At 30.9% G+C, this 25,171-nt stretch carries 14 protein-coding genes; all 14 read right to left on the bottom strand.

The window, feature by feature from the left end; translation table 11 throughout:
• Positions 1-17: 17 nt before the first annotated feature.
• The 14 genes from MTX53_RS02170 to MTX53_RS02105 all read right to left on the bottom strand — a co-directional run bounded on the left by MTX53_RS02170 (position 18) and on the right by MTX53_RS02105 (position 25,163).
• Positions 18-953 carry a DMT family transporter gene (locus MTX53_RS02170; RefSeq protein ID WP_244834562.1) on the bottom strand — a complete coding sequence of 312 codons (936 nt, stop codon included), beginning with the start codon at positions 951-953 and terminating at the stop codon, positions 18-20.
• Between the two features lie 252 nt (positions 954-1,205).
• Complete coding sequence (locus tag MTX53_RS02165; RefSeq protein WP_244834495.1) at positions 1,206-2,483, bottom strand: IS110 family transposase; 1,278 nt, start codon at positions 2,481-2,483, stop codon at positions 1,206-1,208.
• Positions 2,484-3,092: 609 nt separating this feature from the next.
• Positions 3,093-4,964 carry an N-acetylmuramoyl-L-alanine amidase gene (locus MTX53_RS02160; RefSeq protein WP_244834560.1) on the bottom strand — a complete coding sequence of 624 codons (1,872 nt, stop codon included), beginning with the start codon at positions 4,962-4,964 and terminating at the stop codon, positions 3,093-3,095.
• A 111-nt stretch (positions 4,965-5,075) separates the two neighbouring features.
• Positions 5,076-5,348, bottom strand: coding sequence for an ATP cone domain-containing protein (locus tag MTX53_RS02155; RefSeq protein WP_244834559.1), 273 nt, complete (start codon positions 5,346-5,348; stop codon positions 5,076-5,078).
• 68 nt (positions 5,349-5,416) lie between these two features.
• The gene (locus tag MTX53_RS02150; RefSeq protein ID WP_244834557.1) at positions 5,417-7,012 is read right to left on the bottom strand and encodes a peptide chain release factor 3; all 1,596 of its coding nucleotides are present in this window, start codon (positions 7,010-7,012) and stop codon (positions 5,417-5,419) included.
• A gap of 411 nt (positions 7,013-7,423) precedes the next feature.
• The gene (locus tag MTX53_RS02145) at positions 7,424-8,710 is read right to left on the bottom strand and encodes a cadherin-like beta sandwich domain-containing protein (RefSeq protein ID WP_244834556.1); all 1,287 of its coding nucleotides are present in this window, start codon (positions 8,708-8,710) and stop codon (positions 7,424-7,426) included.
• An 84-nt stretch (positions 8,711-8,794) separates the two neighbouring features.
• Positions 8,795-9,493, bottom strand: coding sequence for a sugar phosphate nucleotidyltransferase (locus tag MTX53_RS02140; RefSeq protein WP_244834554.1), 699 nt, complete (start codon positions 9,491-9,493; stop codon positions 8,795-8,797).
• A gap of 12 nt (positions 9,494-9,505) precedes the next feature.
• Entirely contained in the window at positions 9,506-11,377 is a 1,872-nt protein-coding gene (locus MTX53_RS02135; protein WP_244834553.1) for a winged helix-turn-helix transcriptional regulator, read from the bottom strand.
• Positions 11,378-12,180: 803 nt separating this feature from the next.
• Positions 12,181-15,183, bottom strand: a complete 3,003-nt coding sequence (locus MTX53_RS02130) for a cadherin-like beta sandwich domain-containing protein (protein ID WP_244834551.1) — start codon at positions 15,181-15,183, stop codon at positions 12,181-12,183.
• A gap of 132 nt (positions 15,184-15,315) precedes the next feature.
• Complete coding sequence (locus MTX53_RS02125) at positions 15,316-15,714, bottom strand: zinc-ribbon domain-containing protein (RefSeq protein ID WP_244834549.1); 399 nt, start codon at positions 15,712-15,714, stop codon at positions 15,316-15,318.
• Between the two features lie 364 nt (positions 15,715-16,078).
• Positions 16,079-18,175 carry an N-acetylmuramoyl-L-alanine amidase gene (locus tag MTX53_RS02120; RefSeq protein ID WP_244834548.1) on the bottom strand — a complete coding sequence of 699 codons (2,097 nt, stop codon included), beginning with the start codon at positions 18,173-18,175 and terminating at the stop codon, positions 16,079-16,081.
• A gap of 492 nt (positions 18,176-18,667) precedes the next feature.
• The gene (locus MTX53_RS02115) at positions 18,668-22,057 is read right to left on the bottom strand and encodes an InlB B-repeat-containing protein (RefSeq protein ID WP_244834546.1); all 3,390 of its coding nucleotides are present in this window, start codon (positions 22,055-22,057) and stop codon (positions 18,668-18,670) included.
• Positions 22,058-22,081: 24 nt separating this feature from the next.
• Positions 22,082-22,888, bottom strand: a complete 807-nt coding sequence (locus MTX53_RS02110) for an InlB B-repeat-containing protein (protein WP_244834544.1) — start codon at positions 22,886-22,888, stop codon at positions 22,082-22,084.
• A gap of 637 nt (positions 22,889-23,525) precedes the next feature.
• Entirely contained in the window at positions 23,526-25,163 is a 1,638-nt protein-coding gene (locus MTX53_RS02105) for a cadherin-like beta sandwich domain-containing protein (protein ID WP_244834542.1), read from the bottom strand.
• Positions 25,164-25,171 lie beyond the last annotated feature (8 nt).

Below are 25,171 nucleotides of genomic sequence, written 5' to 3'. Positions count from 1 at the left end.
CCCCAATAATATATTTTCTAAATAAAAGATTTATTTTCTTTAAGTTCTGGTTCTGGTTCTTTTGCTACAAAATAAACACCTGATATAACAAGTATACTGCTTAAAACCGCAATAACACTTGGCATTTCTCCTCTAAACATGTTAATTGCAATTGTCCATATTACGTATGTAATATTTATTCCCATAGCTCTTGTTGGACCTATTTTATATATTGCTGCATAGTAGCATAAATATGAAATTGTTCCTGTAAGTGCTGTTATTCCTATTCCAAAAATAATGTTACTCTTTGCCATTTCAGCTGTAAGACCAAGTCCTCCTACAATAGGTATGATTAAAAATCCATAAGTAAGACCAGATGTAAGCTGTCTTATCTGAAGAGCAAGTTCAGATGTAACTTCCTTATCCTTCATTCCATATGCACATATTACACATTCACTTCCCCATCCTATAACACATAAAGATGCACATAAAACTCCAGGTAAATTAAGACTTCCGTTAGATGGTGTAAATCCAAGTAGTCCAATACCCACTATTACAGCGATAAGACCAATCCACGCTTTTTTATTAAGTTTATCTTTTAAAATTACATATGAAAGAAAAGCTCCAACTGCAGGATATAACGAAGAAATAATTGCTGTATATGAAGGTCCTATAAGTTTTACTGCAAAAAGATATCCTGTCATTCCTATAGGTCCTCCCATAAGTGCTGCTAGAGCTACATATAATGCACTTTTTGTCTTAAGTGCTTTTGTTAAATTTCCAAGCTGTCTTCTAAACAAAAGGTATAAAAATGTCCATACTGCTGAAAAACTATCGTGAAAAAATGTTGTAATAAACGGTGCTAAAAAAGCTGTATCCCCTGGAAGAAATACACTTAAAAGTACCGTATCTGCTCCCCACATTGCAGCAGAACAAATTCCATTAAAAACTCCACTACTATATCCTTTTTTCATATCTCAATATTCTCCTTTAATCATCAAAATTATTAAGTTCATTTTTTGAACATCTTTATAATAACATTGTTCATTGTTCAAAACAACATGTTCAAAACACAAAGGACAGTTACAAAGGACAAATTGTTAAAGCAATTTGGTAATAGGTCAAGAGAAAAATGAAAATAATTTTGAATAATTTTTATAAAAAAAGTCAACACTAATAGACATACAGTCTGGCGGGAATGTATGTTCGCCAAATTATGTATTAAGTTATCTATCTACACTATCTGCAGAATAGAGTTGATTTTTAGCCAGCAATCCAAAAATCAAACGAATTAATTTACGAGATGTTAACGCAAGTGCTCGTTTATGTTGATGAGTAGTAACTTCAGCGTATTTCTTTTTATAGAATTTTTCATATTCCGGAATGTGTCTTATGACACTTGTAGTAGCTTCTATAAGATAATAACGCAAATATCTGTTACCAGCTTTGCTCATAGGTGTTTTTTCAGCTTTAAAACTACCGGATTGATTTTCCTTCCATACGATACCGGCATATTTTGCAACGGTATCATTGTTAGGAAAGTTTTTTATGCTACCTAGTTCGGCGATTATACCACTAGAGTATACAGGACCAAATCCAGGGATTGACATCAAGATTTGATATTCGTTAGCATTTAAACCCTTTACAGTTTTTTCGATAGCTCTGTTAATAGTTTTTAGTTGATTTTGAAATGCCTGAATACAGTTAAAAGAACAGGCAATAGAAGTTGTAAGGGGTTCATATAAACATTTATCAAGCCGATACGAGTTTCGCGCCGCTTGCTGCAGAATTTCAACAGTAAGTTCAGGATTAGAAATTTGTTTTCGGCTTTTTTTATTTACGAAATTCACAAGCTCCTCCATGGGAGTATTTGCGATATCTTCAGTAGACAAAAATTCTGTTAATATTGATGATGCAGTTGCTCCAAATTTGTCTGAAAAAGGATGCTTTTCATCATCTAATAAAGCAAATTCACTAAATTTGAGAAATACATTTGAAAGCATATAGGTTTTTTCTCTTGTTAAGGAATTTGCTATATGAAGCCTATGTCTTGTAAGTCTTTGCAAAGCAAGATATTGAGAGCCATGCCATGGTTCGATATGTATTCTCCCAACCCTTGCAAAATCAGCAATTACAAATGAATCTATACCATCATTTTTATTGAGGTCATTAAATGATTTTTTGTAGTTAGCAATCTCCTTTGGATTTAAACAATAAACATATGGTTTATATGGCATTAATATTTCACTTGTTGATAAAAAATTAGCGATGTGAACTCCGTAAAACGAAGTAGATTCTAATCCAATTATTACAGATTTATAAATATTATTTTTTAATACATCAACAAGCATAGTTTCAAGCTGCTTTGCACCGGTCTGCGTATTCGCGACCGCTTTCATTTTAATTAAAAAATCTTGATTGAAATTTAAAGCAGAAACAACATTTTCTCGTGAACTTATATCAATTCCTACAAATAGCGTTGATAAGTAATTTATATTCTTCATAAAATCACCACCTTTCAAATATAATAAGGAAGTTAAAAAGGAATTATCCTAATTCAGAATATTAACTGAACCCTCGCGTAATCAGCATTCATCCAAACCGAAATACCTTGCTGGCGGCTACGGTAGGAGATGCAACATTTGTGTAAGCAGAATTTGATATTCTGATTAGGCAGCAAGCTTTAAAGGCAATAACATAATGTTTTGCAGGACAAATGCGGCTGTAACCTTTGTTAATTTCCATTACGGATATTTTAACATTAGGATAATTCTTTATAAATATTTTTTTGAAATATAGATTTAGAAAGCAGATAAGAATGAGTAACAAAATATCGGGAGAACTCCCATAGGAAAAAAGACACTTTCTTTATTCTATATAATAAAAATAGGTTTATAATAAGAAAATTTCTTATTACAAACCTATTATACGAGGACAAATGACAAAGGAGGTGGAAATTCCGCAGGAATTTCATTATATAGTTTTTTGCGATTCTCGCAAAAAACTTGAAGGTTTCGCCTGAAGCGAAATCTAAATAAATTCTACGTTTCTGCGATTTGAGCAGAAACATCTTGATTTGTCCTTTAGTATGTCCTTTGTCATTTAGTATGTTCTTAAAAGTATTCTTCAACAACTTCACATACTACATCTGCGAGCTTCTGCTGACTCTGTGAATCTGAGCATCTTTTAGCTTCATCTTCATTTGTGATAAATCCACATTCTATAAGTACCGCTGGCATCTTGGTGTTTCTACAAACTGCAAGATACTGCTCTTTTGCACCTCTATTATTAGTGTTAAATTCATCACTTATCTTAGCGCTTAAATCAGCTGCAATCTTTTTGCTAAGTTCAACTTTATTACTATCTAATGTTTCACCTTCAAAGATACCATTTGGCTTTGCTGTATCATATAATACTTCAACTCCATGCACAGAAGAATTTACCTTATAAGAATTATGATGTATGCTTATAAATAAATCTGCATCTGCATTATTTGCAATCTTTACTCTTTCTTTTAAACTATCTGTAAGTAAACGATTTTGAATTTCTCCAGTTTTTCTTGTAAGCACTACATTATATCCTTTAGATTCTAATGTATCAGCTATCTTTTGTCCTGTTTCCATGTTAAGTTCAAGTTCTGAATAAGAAACTCCATTTATAACATTTTGTGCAGAACCATCACCGCCATTATTGTGACCAGGATCTATAACTATTGTTATATCTTTTTTACTAGTATTGTTGTCTTCTTGATCTTTTTTATCTTCTTCATTTTCTACAATCTCTTTACTATTATCTATAATAGCTTTTCCGTCTTTTCCTATTTTTATTCCAGAAACAACTACATTTGCTGCCATAAGTCCTGAACCTTTATTTAAATAGTATTTGCTTTCTTTATATGTTATCCAGCCTTCTACCATCTGTCCATTACTTCCTACATAATACCAGTTTGGATCTGATCCTACCCATGAAGAAACAAGCATAGAGCCACCTTGATTGAAATAATACCATGTATTATTTACACTTTTCCATCCTGTTACCATAATTCCATCAGGGTTTAAATAATAATCAAAACTACCATCATTAATAAATCCTGTCTGCATCATTCCTGTTGTTTTATCAAGATAGTACCAGTTATTTTTATATTTAAGCCATCCTGTTTTTTTATTTGTATTTGTTTCAAAATAATACCATACATCTTTATCTTTAACCCATCCTGTAGTATTTGAATACTTAAGAACATTTGAAGAAATGATATTTGTATTATTATTTATATTAGTATTTGTATTCTTATTTGTATTATTGTCTGAATCATTATATCCAGGAGGGTTGTCCATTATAACTGCATTTGAAGAATTTTCATTCTTATCGTCTTTAGGAGCAGTATCTTCTATTCCTACTGATTTTTGAAGATCATTATATGAGCTTACTATTTCATCACCATATGATGTATTTGGTGCCCATTTTCCTCCAAGAGATGATACAGTCTCTGCTTTTCCTTTTAGTGTTCTAAAATGTCTTGGATCTTTTGTTCCAGATTTTGGGTAGCCTTCTGCTCCTGCATATAATGCAAGATGATCAAGATGAGCCTTTACACCATCATCCCAGCTGTCAAACTGCTGATGTGCATTAACATCGTCATTAGCTCCACCTGCTGATGTCTTAAGTCCACAAGGATTACAATACTTTTCAGGTACAACGCCATTAAAACGTCCAAAATTTGTTTCTTTAGCTGCTTGTACATAAGCAATAGCAGGATTTACATCACCACATTCTTTCGAATATTTATAATATAAGTCTACAAGATCTACAAAAGTATCTGTTGCTCCTCTTGCTTTAGCCCATTCTTTTAAATCGTTTGCTTTAACTTTTGTATCTGATATTATCTCATAATCACTGCTGTATGCGTATACTGTAACAGACGGCATAACTGCAAACATAACAAATAATGAAAAGACCAAAAGCATCACTTTCTTTACATTACTCAAAGCTTGTCCCTCCTTTAATTTAGAAAAAAAGGACAAAGACTATTTAAAAATTATAAAATTTATTTTTATAATTATCGTTTAGAACTTTATCCTCTAGTTTTTATAATCAAATTATATTTCAAATGAACCACTTATATATTTTTTTGCAACGTCCTTAAAACCAAGTGAATCAAGAACGTCTAATACTACTCCAAAAATTTCATATGATGAAGTATTTCTGTCTTTCCCTAATTTTCCCAAAATATCCAAAGTTTCTTTTCTGACAAGTTTTAAATCTGAATCTGCAAGAGCCTGCTTTGTTTCATATGATGCATTTTTTACAGAAGATGATATCTTATCTAGATTAAAATCTTGAATCTTTCCACTTTTTTTAATTACTTTCATACTCATTCAACCCCTTATTTTTAGATAATATACTACTATTATAATATATATATCCTATTTAATAAACACTATTGCTCACTTTTACCAACAGACGACAAAATAATTCCCTTATTATGATCAAGTGCCCAATTAATTCCCCAGTCATTTTCAAATATAAGAAGGTTATTTTCTTTTAAGTCTTTAACTTTTTTAGTATCTGATGTAAGATTTAATGAATCCATATCGATACCTTCATTTTCTATCCATCTTACAAATCTATATGTAAGTCTATCCATCTTTATATCAACGTTATATTCGCTCTTAAGTCTATATTCTAATACTTCAAACTGAAGTACACCTACAACACCTACAATTATTTCTTCCATTCCTATATGGATTTCTTTAAATACTTGTATTGCTCCTTCTTGTGCAATCTGTGTAACACCTTTTATGAACTGCTTTCTCTTCATTGTATCAACAGGTCTTACCCTTGCAAAATGTTCTGGTGCAAATGAAGGTATTCCTTCAAACTTAAATTTATTTGAGCTGCTGCATAATGTATCTCCTATTGAAAATACACCAGGATCAAATACTCCTATGATATCTCCAGCATAAGCATTTTCAACAATTTCTCTATCTTGAGCTAAAAACTGTTGAGGCTGAGCTAATTTTATCTTTTTATTTTGCTGCATATGGAATACTTCCATACCTTTTGTAAATTTTCCTGAACATATTCTCATAAACGCAATTCTATCTCTATGCGCTTTATTCATATTTGCCTGAATTTTAAATACGAATGCAGAAAAATCTTTATCAAATGGATCAACTTCACCTTTATCTGAATTTCTTGCAAGAGGTGATGTTGTCATCTTTAAGAAATGCTCTAAAAATGGCTCAACTCCAAAATTTGTAAGAGCAGATCCGAAAAATACAGGTGTAAGATTTCCTTTTCTTACCTGATTTAAATCAAGTTCATCGCCTGCTATATCTAAAAGCTCTATATCCTCTTTTAATTTATCGTGAAGAGCTGTTCCTAAAAGATCTTTAAAAATTTCATCATCAACTTCACCTTCAACTGATTTTACTTCAGTCTGACCATGATTTCCTCCATTAAATGCTAAAACTTTTTTGCTATCTCTTTCATAAACACCTTTAAATTCTTTTCCTGAACCTATAGGCCAGTTTATAGGATATGTCTTAATTCCAAGTTCAGCTTCAATGTCATCTAATAATTCAAAAGGATCTCTTGATTCTCTATCCATCTTATTTATAAATGTAAAAATAGGAATTCCTCTTAATGAACATACTTGAAAGAGTTTTCTTGTCTGATCCTCTATACCTTTAGCTGCATCAATTACCATTACAGCACTATCTGCTGCCATAAGTGTTCTATATGTATCTTCTGAGAAATCCTGATGTCCTGGAGTATCTAGTATATTTATACAATAACCTTCATAATTAAACTGCATAACTGATGAAGTTACAGAAATACCCCTTTGTTTTTCAATTTCCATCCAATCTGATACCGCATGTTTTGAAGTCTTTCTAGCTTTTACAGAACCTGCAAGTCTTATTGCTCCTCCGTATAATAAAAGCTTTTCTGTAAGTGTTGTCTTACCAGCATCTGGATGTGATATTATTGCAAAAGTTCTTCTTTTTTCAATTTCATTTATATAATCAGCCAACGCTAAATCCTCCTATTTGTATTAAAGGCGCCACATTTGAAATGACAAATGACAGGTGACAAATGACAAATCAGGATGTTTCTGCTCAAGTCGCAGAAACTAAAATATATTGAGCTTTCGCTTCAGGCGAAAGCTTTAGTATTTTGCGAGAATCGCAAAATACCATAAAATGAAATTCCTGCGGAATTTCCACCTCATTTGTCATTTGTCCTTTAACAATTTGTCATTTATATTGTCCTTTGTCCTTTAACAATTTGTCATTTGCAATGTCCATTGTCAATTACTAATTCATTATCAATTGTCAATTACTAATTCATTATCAATTATTAACATCTTTCTGTGGTCGTCCCATATAAATCTTTAACTAAATAAGTATATCATAACCATACCCTGTCGTAAAGAATCACATTACTAAATCATCTCTACAGAACCATCGCTATTACATCTAAGATAAACCCCTTCAATTAGGACTCCATTTTTCTCCATTTTGCCATCTTCATTAAGATAATAGAGCTTCCCGTCTTTTGAAAGCCAGCCTGTTCTCATAGTTCCACTATAATTTATATAGTACCAGTCATTTGAGTCGAAATACCACTCACCTGATGTCATATTGCCATCAGATTTAAGAAAATACCACTCATTCTTATAATAAAACCAGCCTGTTTTCATAGAACCATCATCATTTAGATAGTACCATTCATCATTATATTCAATCCACCATTTGGCCATTTTCCCATTTTCATAAAAATAATACCATGTACCATTTATAAATTTCCATCCGCCTTCTTGCATATCTCCTGAATCATTTAGATAGTACCAATCATTTTTATAATATAGCCAACCTTTTTGCATCTTTCCATTATAATCAAGATAATACCATTTATCATTATCTAAAACCCATGATGTCTGCATTACTCCATCATCATTAAAATAGTAATACACATTATTCTTGTCTTTATACCATTCAGACTCTTTTTCAAGTCCTGTATCTTCATCTAAATAGTACCATGATGAATAAAGATTAATCCATCCTCTATATAATGCTCCACTTCCATCTAAAAAATACGTTCCTTCATTATCTGATACCCAGTTTTTCTGCATATATCCAAACTCATCAAAATAGTAATAATTTTTAAAATTACTATCATAGATCCATGCACTTTTTGCCTCTTCGCCATTTCCATAGACATATTTCCACTCACTATTTTCTTCATCCTTAATCCAGCCTGTAGTTATGTCAGAATCTTCGGTATCATTTTCAATATTTACCCCTCTATATATATTAATAACATATGTTCTTGTTTTATTAGTTATTTTATTATTTACAGTAATAGGTATTTTATAAATTCCAAACTTACTCATTCTCAAAATAATACTATTATTTGAATTTAAAGTAGTGTTACTTACCTTAATTGTAGTATCACTACTCTCTGGATAAACCTTTAGTAAAAATTTTCCTGAAGGATTATCAATTCTTAAAGTATATTCGCTCTCTATATAAGAAAATCCAATATTCTCTCCATTAATAGTAACATTATTAAGATACGTTGATGCATTATTTTCATCTGAACTGTAAGTTTGAGTTTCTTGTGCATAGACACTTTTAGGGCAGTTCAAAACATTTCCATACATTCCCAAAAGCGAAAATGTAGACGTAAAAATTCCTATTAAAGCCAAATGCTTTAATTTTTTATTCAAACACCTCACCTCAAACCCGTTATTTATAATATTATTATAATTTTAGTGTAGCATGTTAGAACTTTAGAGTAAATTCAAAAATACTTAATTTTTCATTAAAATTTCATTTAATTTCCTTAAATCCTCAATAGAGTCAATCTCATATATATCATCACTGCCTATTTTCTCTATTGTTACATTCATATCTTTTAAATTTTCAACAGCAATATCATCCCAATAAATTTGAAATCTCTTATCATCTTCAACAGCTTCTCTTACTTTTTCACTTAAAAGTTTTCCATCTTTTTCAGTCCAATATGAAGCACCTGACATTATATATTCATTTTTATCGGTATCTTTTGCTATATCTACTTTATATATTTTTTTATTATCATCATATCTTAATATCCATTCGCCTTCTATATTTTCCTTACATGCAGAAAAATACATAGAGTTTTCAGGTTTTTTTTCTTTTAGAAAATTATTTTTTATATAATTATCAGCATCAATTACATATGCATCACTTAAATAATCACGTGCAACATACATAGAATAAATATTATTGTATTCAGCATACTTTTCATTTACAATCTTTATAAGATTATATTTTTTAACAAGCTCGTCAAACTTTTCATTTAAATAGCCTGTCACAACTACAATCTCATCTATTTTATTCTCTCTTAAATTTATAATCTGTCTTTCTAAAAGAGGAAGTCCATTTACATTAACTAAAGACTTTGGTGTATCATTTGTAAGTGGTCTTAATCGTGTTCCAAGTCCTGCTGCCATTAATATTGCTCTCATCTTTGATCTCCTTTATTTGTACTCTGTTTCAAGTTTATTTAAATATTCTTTTGCTCTATTATATCTATCTATTCCATATGTTCCAAAATCATCGCCTTCTGCTTCTTTAATAAGAGTCCATACTGACCATAACATATCTTGGAAAATCATATTCATTATAAGTCTTTTTCTTGTGTTTTTATCTGGATCTTTTCCTTTAAAGTATAACCTAAACATAAGTTCTATATCATCATCTGAAAATTCATTTTCAAGTGAAAGAGCAGCTAAATCCCACATATCATCATTTGTTCCGCTGTATTCCCAGTCAATTAAATAAATTCTTCCGTTTGTATCTTTAACAAAGTTTTCAGAAACAAGATCATTATGTGAAGGAACATGTACTCTGCCGCATTCTTCCATTTCATCTTCAAGAGCAATTACTTTTTCTCTAACTACATCATAGTCACTGAAAAATTCTCCATTATCTTCTCTTAATATATTTTCATATTTTTTAAGTTCTTCAAATACGTTGAACTCATTTTTCATATTAAAATCTTCTGAAGTATGAAGGCTTCTTAAAATATCACATACCTTCCTTAGATTTTCTTCTTTCTTTATGCTTCTATGAGTTAAAGTTTCTGCATTTTCAATAAACTTAGATATCTTAACTCCTGTTTCAAGATTAAAATATGGGATATCAACATTATATCCTTTTTCTGAAGCGATTTTTGAATTAATCATTTCAGTATTTCTATTTATCATGCCCTCTGTGCCGGCCCCTGCAATTCTTAATATATATTTTTGATTATCTGCTGTCACCTTATAATTCTTATTTGTCATTCCACCTGCACGTTCAACATCTGTAACTTTATCTTTAGACATAGAGAAAGCTTCTGCTACTATTTTCTTAATTCCTTCAATCTCATATGTAAGCTCTCTTCTTCTTATAGTTGGGTAAACATAATTCTTAATATTCTTATATTCACTTAATTTATCAGCATCTTTCCATACTAAATCATCTATCTTTACATATCCAATCTTATAATCTCTTGCAGCATCTAATAAAACATACTCATAATTTAAGTATGGATTAACATTAGATTTAAATTCTTCAAGCATCATTTTATAAAGCTTTAATGATATTTTAGTAAGTCCTATCATCTCTCCATCAATTCTATTAAACTGATGAATATCCTTAGACATCTTAAATAAACAATTATTTCTTATCTCTACAAAAGCTTCATCTCCTGAACCGCTTTCATTAGTAAACAATATGCAGTCATGATCATCGCTCTCTACAAGATCCTTTATTGCTCTTTTTTCAAAAACAAGGTCATTTTCTATCAAAAGGAAATCATCATCTACGTACTCTTTTGCTAACGCTAAAGACTGCATAGTTCCTGTCCATTTATACATATCATTTTTTACAATATGTACATTCTTAGATTTTGCAAAATATTCTTCATACTTTTCACCCTTGTATCCAACAACAAGTATGACCTTATTTATTCCGTTTTCTTTTAATATATTAATTGTCCTATCTATAATAGTAAAATCTTCTATCTTAAGAAGTCCTACAGGCTCATCAAAATCCTTAGTTTTCCCAGCGCCTAAGATAACGGCTGTCTTTACCTGCTTCTTTTTGTCTTCATCATGTATCTTAATTCTTGTATTTTTAGCATCACTTATATTCTTTTCTAAATATTTAATTCCCTCATCTGTTACTTTATATAAAACATTCTTACTGCTGCTGCTTATTCTTTCTATAATTTTTTCTTCTGTAAAATTCTTTAATATAGAATTTACCTTTCCTAAAGATATGTCAGTTTTCTGTGCTAATTCCCTCTGATTTATATTGTAATTCTCATTAAGTTCCTTTAAAATTCTAATCTTATCATCAATCATGATAAACCCCCTCAAAATTATTGTTCATTCTATGAACTATATATAATTAGTATAGTTTATAGAATGAACAAAGTCAATTCAAATGACAAATTGTTAAAGGACAAATGACAGTACAATGGACAAACTTTCAAAGGACAAATGACAAATTAGGTGGAAATTCCGCAGGAATTTCATTTTATGTATTTTGAGATTTTCTCAAAATATAAAAGCTTTCGCCTGAACGCGAAAGCTGAATACATTTTAGTTTCTGCGACTGAGCAGAAACTTCCTGATTTGTCCTTTGTCCTTTGTTCTTTGTCCTTTGATATATTGTTTGTCATTTGTTCTTTATCATTTAGATTCTTCTTTGTAATTTGAAGCAAAAAAATATTCTTAAATTATCACCTAGCACATTATTATCATTAAATGTTGGTATGTATAAATAATTTAAAACTGTATTATTGATTTTAATTATCACCAACATTTATTTGAAATAATGATAAAGGTAGTAAAAATCATGTGCAAAGCACAAAGATGGCGGAAATTCCGCAGGAATTTCATTGTATGGTTTTTTGCGTTTTACGCAAAAAATTAGAGCTTTCGCCTGAAGCGAAAGCTCAATAAATTCTACGTTTCTGCGATTTTGAGCAGAAACATCCTGATTTGTCATTTGTCATTTGTTCTTTGTCATTTAATTTGGGTTTTCTGCGACTGAGCAGAAACTTCAACAATTATCAATTATCAATTTGCACATTATCAATTCCAAGTTTCTGCGCTCAAGCAGAAACTTCCTCATTTGTCATTTGTCCTTTTTCATTTGTCCTTTAATATATGGCTCCATCTGGTCCAAATCTATAAGTCATATAATCTACAAACATCTCTTTATTTGTAACAAGTTGTCCATTTGGTGTGAAGTAGTACCAATTATTGTCCATATTAAGCCAGCCTTTGTGCATAACTCCCATATCATCTAAATAGTAGTAGTTATTATTTTGATATATCCAGCCTGTCTTTAACGCACCAGTTTCTTCATCTAAATAATAAGTTTTACCATCTGTTTCAGTGAACCAACCTTTTTTTCTATATCCATCTGAATCAAGATAATAGTATAAATTATATTTTTGCTTTACCCATCTATCTTTAGATTGTCTACCTCTGCTATCAAAGTAAATCTCTTTTCCGTCTATTTTTCCCCATTCTTCATACTTTGATTTATCAACCCATACATCATCTATATCATCATAGAAAACATCATCGTCATCGTCATCATCTTTTATGTCATCTGGAAGTTCTGAATCACTTCTATATATGTCTAATGTATAAACTGTACTCTTAGTTCCATCTTCTGATGTAACTTTTACTGTAACGTTTGTCTTTTGCTCACCTCTTAAGCTTACAACAATAGGGCTTCCTTTAAAGTTTGTACCATCTACTTTAATTCTTGCTCCACTTTCTTCAGGTACTGGAAGAATTTTAATTTCAGATACAGAAGTATCAACTCTTACTATTGTGTTTCTGTCATCTTTATCAGGATTAAATGTATAATAACCTTTATTTAAGATTATATTTCTAAGAGTAGAGCTTGAATTTCTAATATCCTTACTTATTATAACTTCATACTTTTTAGTTGTAATTTTGTCTTCTGCAGTTACTGTAATAACCATTGAAGTTTTTCCTTTTTCATTAAGTGCAATTGATAAACGCTTTCCTGATTCGATATTATATTCTTCACCAGTCTCTCTTATCTTTAAACTGATTGAAGAAACCTTGCTGCTATTTGCTGTAACTGTTAGCTTAGCATCCTCTGTATTTTTAGGAACTGTAACTACATAATTTGTAGAATCGCTGCTAAATCCTGTATTTCCATCAGTATCTCTAAGAGTTCCATCAGGTACTTGTAAATCTAAATCTTTAAGAGATGCATCATCTGATTTAACTGTATCTACATTCTCATCATCATCTATATTTTCAGGAAGATAGAATATATATTTAGGTCCTATTTTACTTGTTGTTATTTGTATACTTCCATCATCTGAAATTATTTTCTGCTCATAACATGCTTGAAGAATAATCTTCTTTGCTTTTTCAATTTTACTTTTTGGAATTACAATTGAAGCAGTTGGATTCTCATCACTTGTTAATAAAGTACCATCGTCACTATCAAGATCTGATCCTGCCCATGCTTTTATGAATTCTCTTCTTTTTCCATTATCCTCTGTACTTGGTTTAGTAAGATTTATTTTTACATCTTCCCCTGTATTTCTATAAAGATTATAAGTACGCCTATCTTGATCAAAAGTAAGGCTCTCACTTATAGGTCTTCCTGGCTGAGTAAGCACTCCATTTGGAAATTCAAACTCAACATCAGAAGTTCCGTTTTTAATTATATTAACTTTTAAATTATATCGTGCAAGTATCTTTCCTGTAGGATTTCCAGCATTTCCTTCATAAACATCAAGCTGTATAGTATTATTTTCACCAGCCATAAAATCAACATACTGTTTTCCATCTATAAGCCTTGACTGTGAAGTACCATTTCCACTGCTTCCCGAATAATTATTTCTTATTTTAAACGCAGTTTCATCTGCTTCTTTACCAAGTTTAGGCTCAAGTGATATAAGACCTGCCCTTGAATCTACATTTATAGTACCATCATAAACAGGATAATCATTTCCATTTACATTATCCTCTCCCTGAACCACTCCTGTATTTTCTTCTTGTACAAATTTTTTGCCTATATATGCCTTAACTGATGAATCATCATTATATTTATACTTAGTAATTCCTGCATTTCTAAGTGTGGCATCATATGTTGTTTTTAATGTTTTAATATTTATTTCCATTGCATATGTCTTAGGGAAACCATCAGTTTTATCATTTGGAAGATATAAAACTATCATTTCTTTTCCTCTTGGATCTTTTATAGATCCTGTAACTGTAGCACTGGATTTATCTACTGAAATATCAATTTTCTGTCCTTTTCTAAAAAACTGTGCATCATCAAAATTTATAGATGAACTACCAAAGTTCATATGATATGACATTTCATCAACTTTATCTGAAGCATAAAGACTATATTTTAATTTACATTCCTCATCTGATATACCAGGAATAGTATATAAAAATGGTACTGTATTATCTGTACTATCTTCTCTATAAGCTGCTTTTTGACCTATATATGCATCAAAATCTATTGAGCTTATCTTATTTTGAACGTAGCTATTACCATGTTCTATATAAAGCTTATTTGGAAGTGGATCTGCACTATTTGTATTTACAGTTGATGTAGAAAACCTATAGCTGTTTTGAATTCCAGAATCATCAAGACCTTCATTTTTTGCCTGTTTTTCCTGAATTACATACTCAATTGTATTCATTCCAAGAGGAAGATTTTTAATTATAATTGTCATCTTCTTATTAGCTGGCTTTTCCTCAATACTGCATCCTATTTCCTGAGCCATCTGATATGTTCCATCTACATTCTGAGTAACATCGATTCCATCTATTGATTTAATTATTATTTTTCTTTCAAGAACTCCAGTTTCACCTACTGCAACCTGTGAGTTAAGTTCACTCTCTGAAAGTACATCAGATGTATCAACACTTACAACAAAACTGTTTGCCCAGTCGTTACTTTTGACAAGCTGTCCTCCATCGTCTGTTACGCTTTGCTCTACCGTCTGATTATCAGCAGTTACTGTTATGTTATCAGGAGCATTCGCTGCTTTTACAGAAGTACCATTATTATTAAACGGTAGTGGCAAAAATGACATTAAACACGCAAAAACTGCTGTTAATGCTATTAATTTCTTTCCCATTTTTTTCATCTTATTTATTCCCCCATTTTCTTTTTATACATACTATAATTTTCGAGTATCTCCTCTCTTTCTTTAAACTTTTCTAAAAACATTTCTAATTAAAATACAATCTTTTTATAAAAATACGGTACTTTTCTCAAATTATGCCTTTCCCTTAAAAGTATGTTTGCATTTTGGGCATGTTATTGTAACCTTTCCCTGACCTCTTGGTATTCTTAATTTCTGTTTGCAATTTGGACATTTAAAATACTTGTATATTTTTCTATCTCTTAAAAGAAATCTTTCTTTTTTAATATGCATTATATAGCTATTTATCTTTTTTAAAAACTTTTCATTTTCCATTCTTCTTTTATAAATATCTCTTGAGAATATGCGATAAAAATAAAATATTAATGGAATAAATGATAACGATAATAAAAAATTCAGACTTTCAGGCAGAATCTTTACAATCATTGATATAAGCGCACACATGAATAAAAGACCTAACGAAAGTGCATCAAATCCATAACGTCCCTGCATAAATCTTCTAAAAAAATTCATAAATACCATCCCTTCATTTTTTATGTCTATTAAAATCATTATAATTAATATAAAAAACTTATTCAATGAAAATATAAAAAGCGACCATATTAAATGACAAAGTGTTAAATGACAAATGACAAATGTGGTGAAAATTCCGAAGGAATTTCATTTTATGATATTTTGCGATTCTCGCAAAAAATTAGAGCTTTCGCCTGAAGCGAAAGCTCAATAAATTCTACGTTTCTGCGATCTAGCAGAAACATCCTGATTTGTCATTTGTCATTTGTTCTTTGTCATTTAATTTGGAGTTTCTGCTACTTTGAGCAGAAACATCCATCTTTGTCCTTTGTCATTTGTCATTTGTCATTTGACTTGTCCTTTGTTAATTTATTCCTTGAGATATAGCATCTGCAATAGCCTGTGCTTCAATATTCTGATAAGACGAATCGGCACAATTTGTTGCATCTGACCAATTTGTTATAAATCCACATTCAACTAAAACTGAAGGAACATTTGTATTTCTACATACATATAAATTTGCATCTTTTGCTCCTCTATTATATGCTCCTGTTTTCGCTGCTAAAGAATTATTTATCGCTGTTGCCATAGCTCTACTCTTTGCAATTCTATTAAAATCGTAATTTCCACCAAACGCTGAATCCTGAGTATAGCTTGAATAATATGTTTCTACACCATGGGCTGCAGCTGTAGCCGAATTGTGATGTATGCTTATAAAGAAATCAACATCACTATTATTATTTGCAACCATTACTCTCTTTCTAAGAGAATTAGAAACACTTACTGTTTCAGTATCAAATGCAGTTCTTGTCATATAAACAGTGTATCCTCTACTTTCAAGCTCATATTTAAGTTTTATTGCAACTTGCATATTAAGCTCTCTTTCATTATATGTTACACCATTTATTGTAGCAATTGCACCTTCATCAATTGGAGTACTGTGTCCTGGATCAACTACTATTACTCCTCTACCTTCATAGCTTGGATCTCTTTCTTCTCTTTTTCCTTCGCTGTCTATAATCCATCCATCAATTTCACTATCTTTAAGCATATGTCCTGATGAATAATCAAAATAGTATGTAGAGTCTCCTATAGTTGTCCAACCTGTTGCCATCTCTCCACTATTTTTAAAATAGTATTTGTTTCCATTTTGATTAAACCAGCCTGTTGCCATGATTCCTGTATCATAGATGTAATACCATGATTGTCCATACATAAACCATCCATTTTTGTACATAGCTCCGCTTGAATCAAAGAAATACCATTTGCTATCAAGCATCTTCCAACCTGTTGCCATAGCACCTGATGAATCAAGATAATACTGCTGTCCATTAATTTCACGAAGTCCTGTTGCCATAGTTCCATTTTCAAACATGTAGTACCATGTATTATATGGCTTTATCCAACCTGTAAGCATTGCTCCACTTGAACAGAAATAATACCAATTATTGTCCATCATCTGCCATCCGGTTTTCATTTCTCCTGAAGATACAAAATAATATTTTTCACCATTTATATCACCGAAACCAGTGAACATTGAACCGTCTTTTTGAAGATAATACCATGAACCGTAATTTAACCATCCTGTAATCATCTTACCTGAATTATCAAAGAAGTACCATTTATTATCAATTTTCTGCCATCTAGTCGCCTTACTTGACTGAGATGTATAATAGTACCAATATCCTCCAACATTTTTCCAGCCAACATTTTTTGATGAAGCTGTCTTATTGTCTTCTTCTGAAGGTTTTACTGCATCGGAAGATTCTGGTTTTGACGTATCTGGCTTTACTGGATCTAAACTTGAAGAACTATCCTCATCTTCTTCTGCCTGATAATCTTCAGCATATTCAGGAGTATATCCTGAATATGATAATAAATCATTATACATTTTGTTAACTTCTTCACCATAAGTTGAGCTTGGTGCCCAGTTTCCACCTAAAGCGTTAACTGTTTTAGCTCTTCCTTTTATAGTTACAAAATGTCTTGGATCATATGTATTTGACTTAGGATATCCTGTTGCACCTGCATATAATGCAAGATGATCAAGATGTGCTTGTACACCTTCATCCCATGAATTAAATTTCATATGAGCGTTAGGATCATAATCATTTCCACCTGAGCTTGTCTTCATTCCACATGGATTATTATACGTTTCGTTTATTACTCCTCCAAAACGTCCATATCCAGTTTCCTTAGCTGCCTGAACATAAGCAATTGCAGGATTTACATTTCCACAAGACTTATAATATTCCCAGTAAATATCCGCAAGACTTATAAAAGAATCTGTAGCATTTTTAGACTTTGCCCATTTAGCTGCGTCTTCTGCTGTAATTTTTGTACTTGAAATTATGTTTATATCCGCATACTTTACTGCAGCACTTATTTTTATAGAGGGTATTAACCCCATAAATAAAACAATTGTAGCTAAAAATGACACGAGTCTCCTTTTAATTTTCAAAACATTCTTTCCCTCCCTACATTATTTTCTCTGATAATACATCAGTTATTATATAATACAATCTAAATATGACATTTTGGGACTTATTATATTATTATTATTATGTAAATTATGGCACTAAATGAATTTAATTTAAATTGCTTTTAAACAAGAGAATGGAATTAAAAATTCATAATGGATAATTGATAATGAAGGTGGAAATTCTTTCAGAATTTCATTTTATGTTTTTTTGCGATTCTCGCAAAAAATTAGAGCTTTCGCCTGAAGCGAAAGCTCATAAATTTTGGTTTCTGCGCCCAGCAGAAACTTCCACAATTGTCAATTGTCAATTGTCAATTTTTACTTAATTTTAGGTTTCTGCGATTTTGAGCAGAAACAACCATAATTATCAATTATCAATTTGCTCATTATCAATTCCAAGTTTCTGCGTCAGCCAGAAACCTCCACAATTGTCATTTGTCCTTTGTCATTTAATATGTCCTTTGTCCTTTACTACTGTGGTGTCATTATTATTGTATAAACTCTTCCACTACTTGAAACTGAATATCCTATCTTAAATATAACAGAATATTTTCTTCCATCATCATCTGAGAATTCATATTTACCACTTGAATCTCCATTAATAACCATAGGTCTTAATGATGGATATGTTGAATATTCACTCCAGTCTTTATCTGCACCTGAACGTGCAAATATCTTAATATTTTCTGCATTTAAAGGGTTAAGTTTAAGATAAGCTTCAGTTAATGCTGTATTATAATAAAATGGAGTTTCTGATCCAAGATAAAGTTTTCCTTTTTTATCAGGATCGGTCGCGTTATTATCATACGTAAATGAACTTATTTCTGGTATTGTTATCTTAATACTGTATGTCTGTTTATTTGCAGAAACTGTCTTAACTGAAAATTCTGATGTTGCATCTAGCGCACCAGTTACATTTATGCTGTTCCACAGATTTTCTATAGCTTTCTGCTTAAGAGCTAGAAGTTCTTTAGCTTTATTTATATAATCATCAGTTAATTTCTTAGCCTGATCATCTGCAAAATATTCATACCCTGTTATTTCAGATATATCATATACATTTGACCTAAAATTATTTATAAGACTCTTATAATCATCTATTTTTGATATATCAATTCCACTCTTTAATACTTCATTGTCATAATCTTCAAATAAACCATCTTTAATCTCATTTGTGTAATAGTTAAGTGCTGCGTCATCATACTTCTGAACATACTCATTTAGATCATTGTTGGTAGCTGAATCATCATTTAAAAGCTTACTTGCTTCATAAGGTTTAGTCATATTAAGACTTTCATCTAAACTTATACTCTTGTCTATAGAATAAAGAGCATTGTCTATATATGTCTTTACACTAGCTATCCTAGATTCATCTATACCTGAAATTAAAGTTTTTTCATCTGATCTATATAAAGCTTTTACAGCGTTTATACCTGATTCAGTATCATTTTTAGCAGTTTCTATTGCATCTTCTGCTGTTAATGATGTATTAACTGCATAGTTTATATCCTGCTGCTTGTCTGCAATTGGCTCATTAATAAAGTCTTCGCTTGGTTTTAAAAGATCTATCTGTACATTAAGTCTCTTTAAAAATCCAGGTATTTTTTCCTGTGGAATATTTTCAATTGTACTTTTTAAACCTATAGCTGAAAGTTTTTCAACCACCTCTTCTTTGGTTGCATTTTCATCTATAGTATTATCTTTAAATTTATATACATTATAAATCAAATCATATTTATCTTTTTCAGCATCAAGCTTTGCTATAAGCTCAAGATAAGTTTTCTCATTAAGTGCTTCTACATTTTTTATAGGCTTATAAGCCTCATTAAATAAGTCAGCGAAATTAATTTCTGGCCTCTTAGGTTCTGTTACTCCATCTGTTTCATTTACAATTCCATCACTGAATGAGTAATCAGCATCTTGTGTAAGCTCACTACACTCTGGATTTCTATATGTTGTTTTGGCTTCTGAAATTTTTGAATCCAGTTTATTTATAAGTTCAAGAGCCTTAGATGTATTACTATCTATTGAATTTCCGTTCTTAACAATTTCAAGTCTATCATTAAGCGCTTTAACAAAATCATCATTTCCAGTATAATTTCCTATTTCATAAGATGAACCTATATACTTACTTATTGCATCGACAGCTTCATTAATAAACTGAGTATCGCTACTATTTTCAGCCTTATCAACTGCATCGATAGCTGCCTGTTTATTTATAGCTACATCTCCATCTTCATTTTTATTATTTATAATTCCAGAGATATTATCTGCTGAATTCTTAAGATATACGTTTGTTGTAGCCTTAGCATCTATACCTGAAACTATTCCATCTCCAGTTATTATTGAATTTTCTGCATCTAAATTTACATTAACCTTTGCAATTTGTGCACTATTATTTACAATAAGTTTTGAAGAACTTTCATTTAAGTTAACTTCAGGAATTGATGTTATAGTCGATCCATCTCCTATATTAACTCTCTCTTTTGTTGATACATTGACCTTTGAAATTCCACTTCCTATAATTGTAGCTTCCTCATTATAAACACTAATCTGTTTAACTGTTGATGCTGCAGAATTTATAGTAAATGGACTTTCTTTTGAATCTTTTGTATTTACTCCAGATTTATAGAATTCAATATCTCCTATATTACAGTTATTTAATTTAAGACTACTTCCACCATTAATTACAATATGATCAGCAGTTACATTATCTAGAACGTAATCTTGATTTTGATCTGTTGCAATAATTCTTATAACGCTATAAGTTTTTCCATTAAGTGCAGAAGCATCGCTCATTCTTGATAAGAATACATCTGATACTTTTGGAGTAACTGGTGTATCAGGATTATCAGGTTCTGTTCCTGATGTAGCTTGTCCTGTAATCTTAACAAGCATTCTGCCATATTCTCCAGATCCATCATTTGCAGTCGCCTTAACTACAACTTCACCGTTATTAACTGCTGTTAATAAACCATTACTATCTATAGTTGCATGACCTGTTGTATCTTCAACTGACCAAGTAACATTTGACTTTGTTGCATCTACAGGTAAAACTTTTGCAGTAAACTGAAGTGTACCCTTTGATGTAGTAATCTTATTATCTGCTGCTGTAACTTCAATGCTTGATACTGGGATTTCAATTTTTTCATCTTTATTATCATCATCAGAAGTTGATTTTTCCCATATTGCATATAAAGTCTTTTTTGATTTTATCTTTATCTTATCACCTGCATCGTAGCTTGTTCCGTCTCCATCATCATCAGTATTCCATTCAATAAATTTGTATCCAGATTTATAAGGAGTATATAATGTAAGTTCATTTGCGTATTTAACCATTGATGTTCTAAGCTTATCTCCATCATCATCCTTAAATGTAACAGAGTATAATGAACTCTCTTCTTCATCATCACTTTTCTTAGGAGTTACATCAGGACCTCTTGAATCATCATCTTCCATAATATGATCTGGCATAATTATAACAGCATTTTCTCCAAGTGCATTAAATGCTCTTTTAGGAGTAGGAAGATTATCACCTTTTACTTCTCCTCTGCTATTAATATTATAAAATTCTCCATCAATTGCAGCACTATTTAATAAAAGCGCTCCATCTTCTCCAAATATATATATTTTTCCTTCAATCTGTATTACTCCAGTCTGCATTTGGCGGTTTTTATCAAAGTAATACCATCTTCCGCCTATATATTTCCATCCTATAGAACTTACGCCGCTTTCTATATAATTCCATGTTCCATTATAATTTCTCATCCATTCTGCTGAAACACCTTTTGGAAAAGCTGTAGTTATAGCAGAAGATAGAAGTGCAAGTGCTGTAAGTTTACTTATAAAATTACGTTTCATAAAAATAAATCCTCCAAATAAATTTTATTCCCATTCTGCTGTAAATGTAATATCATCTGATATATAAAGCTCCTCACCTGCATAGTACATCTTTCCGTCATATTCCCATCCTTCGAATGTATATCCAGATTTTGTAGGTTCAAATAATACAATTTTATGTCCTTCTTGAACTTCTCTAGTATACGAAAAGTCATCATCAGAATCTTCAAATTCTACTTCATAAGTTTCAATATTATCTGTATCACGTCTAACTTTGTCCCAGTTATTCACTCCATAATAAAATGATGTATCTTCAGGATCATCAAAACTTGATGATGAATGAAGCACTAAAGTACATACACCAAATGAATTAAACTTTTTTTTAGGAGTTGGTTTTATTCTACTTATAACCTGCCCATAATCATTTAATGTATAAAACTGTCCATCAATAATTACATTTCCTTTTCTTACTACTCCGTTATCTGAAATTATATAAATAGATCCGTCCACTTCAATAATTCCAGTCTGCATTACACCTTCTGCATCTAAATAATATTCGTTTAAATTATCATATATAAATCCAGTCTGCATTACTCCATTTTTATCAAAGTAATATTCAGAGTCTCCTGAATTTACCCATCCAGTCTGCATTACTCCGCTCTTATCGAAATAATATTCTTTCCCATTTATTGTTTGCCAGCCTGTATAAGCATTATAATATTTATCTGCATAGAAATAATCACCTTCATATCCTTTTCTCCAATAAGCTGATACACCTTGTGAAGAAGCAGTACAAAGTGCTGCAGATAAAAGAAATAAAAAAGCGGTCCGCTTTTTACCTCTCAAGTTCATTAAATTCACCCCCGTTTTTAAATGACAAATTGTTAAAGGACAAATGACAAATGTGGTAGAAATTCCTGTGGAATTTCATTTTATTGTGTTTTGCGATTCTCGTAAAAAACTTGAAGGTTTCGCCTGAAGCGAAATCTAAATAAATTCTACGTTTCTGCGATTTTGAGCAGAAACACCAATCTTTGTCCTTTGTCATATGTCCTTTGTCCTTTATTTTAGTTCCAAGTTTCTGCGCCTTAGCCAAAACTTTCGCAATTATTAATTACCAATTCTATTATTTTTCTCTTAGTAGTTTATTTTAAATAAATGTTGTTTTTTATATACTAATTTTAACCATTTCATATTGCCTTAATTATTACCAACATTTATTTAAAATAAAGAAACATGACAAATGTGGTGAAAATTCATCCCAATTGACAATGAATGTGGAAATTCCTTCGGAATTTCATTTTATGGTGTTTTGCGATTTTCGCAAAATGCTTAGAGCTTTCGCTTTTAGAAAAAGCTAAATAAATTCTACGTTTCTGCGATTTTGAGCAGAAACTTCCTAATTTGTCCTTTGTCCTTTGTCATTTATTTTAGTTCCAAGTTTCTGCGACCAAGCAGAAACCTCCACAATTGTCAATTGTCCATTTGTTTAAAGAAGTATTCCACTATCACTAAAATTATAGCTCTTTCCGTTTATTATCTGTTTTCCAGTAACCATAGCTCCTGAACTGTTCATGTAATACCAGCTGTCTCCTATCTGTTTCCAACCTGTACGCATTGAACCGTCTGAATCCATATAGTACCATTCATTTCCTGAAGGTTTTATCCATCCTGTAGCCATGTCACCATTAGAATTTAAATAATAGTAAGTAGGTCCTATTACCTTCCATCCAGTCTGCATTACTCCATTTTCATCCATATAATAATATTTTCCATTACACATTAACCATCCTGATTTTCTGTCTCCATTTTGATCAGCATAATAATATTTTCCATCAATTTGTATCCATTTATTTATTACAATATTTCCATTTGCATCATAATACCTATATGTATGAGTACTATCATTAAATGCCCATGAATTTTTATTATCTTTTCCTAAATCTTCATCTGTGTTTTCATCTTTTTTATCTTCGTCATCGTCTTTATCTTCTACGGTTCCTCTTGTAACGTTGAGTTTATAAGTTCTAACCTTATCATTTTCTCTATTTTCAACGCTTACTTCTATAGTATTTTCCTCATTTTCTTCAAGATCAACTGTTTTTTCAGAAGTAACTGTAGAATCATTAACTCTAATTCTATAATCATCATTTTCATAATCTTCATCTATATATGGAAGTGCTGAAATAGTAATATTATCTACATCTGAATCAACTTTAAAATCATATGATGTTATATACTTACTAAAATGAATATCATAAGTCTTATCATCAGAATCAGTTATGTTAAGTTCATCTAAATAAACTTTATCCTGCTCGTTATCGATTAAATCTGATTTATCGTTTGGAGCTCCGCCGCCTCTATATATATTTAAAACATATGTTTTAACATTTGAATCTTCGTCTTCAACATCAATATCTATCTTATTTTTTCCAGCTTTTAAATCAACAGTTCCTACATTATCAGAATCAGTAGTGTTTCCATCTATTCTTACTTTATTATCAGAGTTTTGTGGAATAGCTGTAATTTCAATTTGAGATCTATCTTTAACATTAACATCATAGCTTGTTTCATCTTTTGAGAAAGCTATGTTTCCATACTGAACCTGTATATCTTTAAGACTTAAATCATCTTCTGAACTTCTCTTTACATAAATTTTATAAGTCTTTTCAACACCTGTTTTTATATTTTCTCTATCAAATTTTCCATCTTCATAAGTTCTTACATATATTATATTGTCTCCTGATGAAAGAGATACCTTTTCGCCTGAATCATATGCTGTATCTGAATCATTCTTAAATATCTTGACAGTATAACCTTGTTCAGCTTCAGCATCAACTTTTATAAATTTTCCGTCTGTCTTTGTATAGTAAGTCTTTTCACGTCTGCTAAAATCTAATTCATCTGATGAATCGCATCTGCTATTTTCGTATAACTTAAGTTCTGTATCATCATCTTCTTCTTTATCATACTGATAAAAATTCAAATCAGTTATTCCATAAGAATCCTCTGAGGCAGATACAGCCTGAGGCATCATAAATCCGCTTTTTAAAGTCATCGGAGATACTGCAGAAAATGCGCACACTGTAAGTGTCATAGCAATAATTTTTTTAATTCTTTTATTCATTATTAAAA

The sequence above is a fragment of the Clostridium sp. BJN0001 genome, from assembly GCF_022869825.1.
Classification (GTDB): Bacteria; Bacillota; Clostridia; order Clostridiales; family Clostridiaceae; genus Clostridium.
The sequence above is the reverse complement of the archived record's forward strand: the minus strand, read 5'-3'. Positions and strand labels throughout refer to the sequence as shown.